Genomic DNA, 4146 nt, shown 5'->3' on the forward strand with positions numbered 1-4146 from the left:
CCCGCTTCCCCTTGGGGATCTCCTTCCCGGCGGGATCCGGTCTGGTGGCCTTTGCCGCCGCCATGGGGGTGATGCCCTTGGACATGCCGGAATCGGTGCTGGTGCGCTTTAAGGGGGAACTGCAGCCGGGGATCACCCTGCGGGACATTGTCCATGCCATCCCCTACGTGGCCATTCAGAGGGGGCTGCTCACCGTTGAGAAAAAAGGCAAGAAAAACGTCTTTGCCGGGCGCATCATGGAGATCGAGGGCCTGCCGCATCTGAAGGTGGAGCAAGCTTTTGAGTTTACCGATGCCTCGGCAGAGCGCAACTGTGCCGGCTGTACCATCCAGCTGAGCATCGAGACGGTCTCAGAATATCTGCGCTCCAACGTGGTGCTGCTGAAGAACATGATTGCCCGCGGCTACCAGGATGCGAGAACCTTGCTGCGGCGCATCGCCAAAATGGAAGCATGGCTGGCCAACCCCACCCTCCTGGAGGCGGATGCCGACGCTGAATACGCCGAAGTCATCGAAATCGACCTCAGCACCATCACCGAGCCGATCGTCTGTGCCCCCAACGATCCCGATAAGGTGATGACCCTGAGCGAAGTCCATGCCCAACACGCCGCCGGCAACCCCGATACGCCGATCAAGATTGACGAAGTTTTCATCGGCTCCTGCATGACCAACATCGGCCACTACCGCGCCGCCGCCAAAATCCTGGAAGGCCAAGGGCGGGCCAAGGTGCGCCAATTCTGGATCTGTCCACCCACCCGCATGGATGAGGCACAACTGCGCTCGGAAGGCGTATACGGCATCTTTGCTGCCGCCGGGGCCAGAACGGAAATGCCGGGATGCAGCTTGTGTATGGGCAACCAAGCCCGCGTGGAAGACGGGGCCACCGTCATGTCCACCTCCACCCGCAACTTCAACAACCGCATGGGCAAAGACGCGCGGGTTTATCTGGGATCCGCCGAGCTGGCCGCCGCCTGCGCCCTTTTGGGCCGGATCCCCACCCCTGAGGAGTACCGAGAGATCGTCTCCACCAAGATCCAGCCCTTTGCCGGCGAGCTGTACCGCTACCTCAACTTCCACGAGATCCCCGGCTTTGAGGACGAAGGACGGGTCATCCCCCCCGAGCAAATGCCCAAGATCGAGGATTTGCTCGGGATCCGTTCTTGAGCAGGGTGGAGTAGGATTCCAAATCTGCCCTGGGTCGCCCTGATACCATGGCAGGGATCGCCCCATCGCCCTGGAGAAAGCCCAATGGCCCTGAATCCGAAGATGATCCGCCGCATCCACCGCACCCTTGCCCCCATTCTGGCCCTGCCGTTGGTGGTAACGGTGCTGACGGGATCCCTGTATCAAATTGCCCGCCTTAACGAAAACTTCGACTACTACTGGCTGATCCAAATCCACAAAGGGCAGTGGGGCCCCCTCGACCTGCAAGCGGTTTACCCCTTCTTAAACGGACTGGGGCTGCTGGTGATGGTGGCCACCGGTCTCAGTATGTGGTTACCCACAAAACCCCATCGCCGCCCCAAACATACGGAGTCCTAGAGGGTTTTGGATAGATAAACCTGTAGGGTAAATACCTAAGAAACATTCCAGAAAACCCTACATTTCCCGGAACGGATTTGACTACACTAGAAGCGTAGAGGTTTTGCTTGCACCTCTAAAGTTGAGCCCCAAAAGCTAAGCTCCAAACTCGAACTGGAAGTCAAAAAAGCAAAGTAATAGAGGAGGAGGATGCTCTATGGCTCTTGTCCGCTGGGATCCATTTCGGGAAATTGACGAAATTCAACGGGAAATGAACCGGATGTTCGACCGGTTGATCCCTCGCACCACCGAGGCCGACGGCTTCGCCTTCATGCCGGCAGTGGAGATGCACGATGATCCCGAAACCATTACCCTGAAGCTGGAGCTGCCCGGCTTGAACCCCAACGACTTGGATATCCAAGCGACAGCCGAAGCGGTCTCCATCACCGGGGAACGGCGATTTGAGAAGCGCTCTGAAGACAAAGGGGTAACCCGGACTGAATTCCGTTATGGGCGCTTCCAACGGGTGATCCCACTGCCGAACCGGATCAAACACGATCAGGTGAAAGCCGAATACAAAGATGGGATCCTCACCCTCACCTTGCCCAAGGCAGACTCTGAAAAAGCCCAAGTGGTTAAAGTGAGCGTTGTCTCCTGATGGCCTAGAGGTTAGGCAACTTCCTAATAGGGAAAAAGGATCCCATAGAGGTAGGCGATGAGCCTACCTTTTTTTACATTTCGGTTCAAGATTCCATGGCTTCCCAGCTCCCCTCTCCTTCTGGGAAAGGGGCCGGGGCAAGGGCAGGGGCAACGACCATAAACTGGCTTCGCTGCAGGGATCCCCAGCTCTCCCTACCGAACTCAACTCAACTCGATTTGACTTTTGCCCGCCGCTTTGGATAGGGTTTGAGTGCGCAACGGAGCCAAGGTTGAGAGCATGGCCAGCGTTACCTACGAACACGTTACCAAGCGCTACAGAGACACCACCGCCGTCCATGACCTGAACATCACCGTCGAAGACGGGGAATTTCTCGTCTTTGTCGGCCCCTCCGGCTGCGGCAAAACCACCTCCCTGCGCATGCTGGCCGGGTTGGAAGAGATCAGCGCCGGATCCATCTACATCGGCGACCGCCGGGTGAACGATGTCCCCCCCAAGGATCGGGATATCGCCATGGTCTTCCAGTCCTACGCCCTCTACCCCCACATGACCGTGGCCGAAAATATGGCCTTTGGCCTCAAGCTGCGCGGCCTGCCCAAAGCAGAGATCGAAAGCCGGGTCAGGGGGGTGGCCAAACGCCTTGGGATCGAGCACCTGCTTAACCGCAAGCCCAAGGAACTTTCGGGTGGGCAACGGCAGCGGGTTGCCGTTGGGCGGGCCATTGTGCGCAACCCGGCGGTGTTTTTGATGGATGAGCCCCTCTCCAACTTGGATGCCAAGCTGCGGGTACAGGCGCGGGCCGAGATCAGCAAGTTGCACATGCAACTGGGCACCACCTTCATTTACGTCACCCACGACCAAGTGGAGGCCATGACCATGGGCAACCGCATTGCCGTCATGAAGGATGGCCGCCTGCAGCAGGTGGATACTCCCCAAGCCCTCTACGCCCGCCCTGCCAACCTGTTTGTGGCCGGGTTCATCGGCAGCCCTGCTATGAACTTTTTCCAGGCCAAGCTGCGGGAGCAAGAAGGCACTCTCTGGGTGGATACCGGCGCCTTCCGCGTGCCCATCCCACCCCACCAGGCGGATCCCTATCGGCACTATGCGGGCAAGTCGGTCATCTTCGGCATCCGCCCGGAAAACATCCACGATCCCCAGTACCAACCCCCAGGGATCCAACCTGCCCCGGTGCGGGCTAAGGTCTCGGTAACGGAGCTGGTGGGCCATGAAGTAATCCTCTATCTCAGCACCAGCGACCGAGAAGGGATCCTGGCCGAGCAGGAGTTTGTGGCCCGCGTGGATCCCCGTACCCAGCTTCGGGTTAACCAGTGGGCAGAAGTGGTCTTCGACATGGATCGCTTCCACCTGTTTGACCCGCAAACCGAGCAGCGGCTGGGATAAAAACGATGACCAAAAAAACTGGGTTACAAGCCCCGCCCTTCTAGGGCGGCTTTTGTAAGATGCTATTCGACAGAAAAGGCAACTTTGCATGTACCTTGTTCGCAAGCTCAAGCTAGGCGTCTCAGAGCAACTGCAGCTGTTGAGCAGGGCAGCAGGCGAGCTGTACTCAAAGGTGCTCGTTCACTTTTGGCGGGTTGTCCGCAAGAAGGGACTGTGGTTGAAACCTTCCACGCTAATGCGGTGGTTTCCCAACGACCCTGAGAATACACTTCATGCTCACAGTGCAGACGCGGTAGTGCAAAGCTTCTTTGCCTCTTTGAAGTCCTGGCGAGAACGCCGCCAAACCGACCCTAACGCCCGTCCACCTCGACGGCGTCGGTACTATTCCAAAGTTCAATGGAAGTCTTCAGCCATCCAAGTCGTCAATGGAAAGCTGCGATTGTCGAACGGGAAAGGCAAGGAGCCCCTGATTGTTAACTGGGCTTGGGACACACCTGTTTGGGTAGAGATGGGCTGGGATGGCCAGCAGTATGAGTTGAGAGCATGACTCTAGTCAATGATACGCTG

General features: G+C 57.9%; 4 protein-coding genes. All 4 read left to right on the forward strand.

Going from position 1 to position 4146, the window contains the following annotated elements:
- The coding region (locus NW815_RS09315) for an aconitase family protein (protein ID WP_414415936.1) at nt 1-1163 on the forward strand (1163 nt) is incomplete at its 5' end.
- Nucleotides 1164-1247: 84 nt separating this feature from the next.
- On the forward strand, nt 1248-1541 hold the full coding sequence (locus NW815_RS09320; RefSeq protein WP_414389936.1) for a PepSY domain-containing protein: 294 nt from the start codon (nt 1248-1250) through the stop codon (nt 1539-1541).
- Nucleotides 1542-1737: 196 nt separating this feature from the next.
- Nucleotides 1738-2178, forward strand: coding sequence for an Hsp20/alpha crystallin family protein (locus NW815_RS09325; RefSeq protein WP_011433199.1), 441 nt, complete (start codon nt 1738-1740; stop codon nt 2176-2178).
- 279 nt (nt 2179-2457) lie between these two features.
- Nucleotides 2458-3579 carry an ABC transporter ATP-binding protein gene (locus NW815_RS09330; protein WP_414389939.1) on the forward strand — a complete coding sequence of 374 codons (1122 nt, stop codon included), beginning with the start codon at nt 2458-2460 and terminating at the stop codon, nt 3577-3579.
- Nucleotides 3580-4146 lie beyond the last annotated feature (567 nt).

Origin of the sequence: Synechococcus sp. R6-7 (assembly GCF_047461695.1) — a bacterium.
In the GTDB taxonomy this organism is placed as follows: domain Bacteria; phylum Cyanobacteriota; class Cyanobacteriia; order Thermostichales; family Thermostichaceae; genus Thermostichus.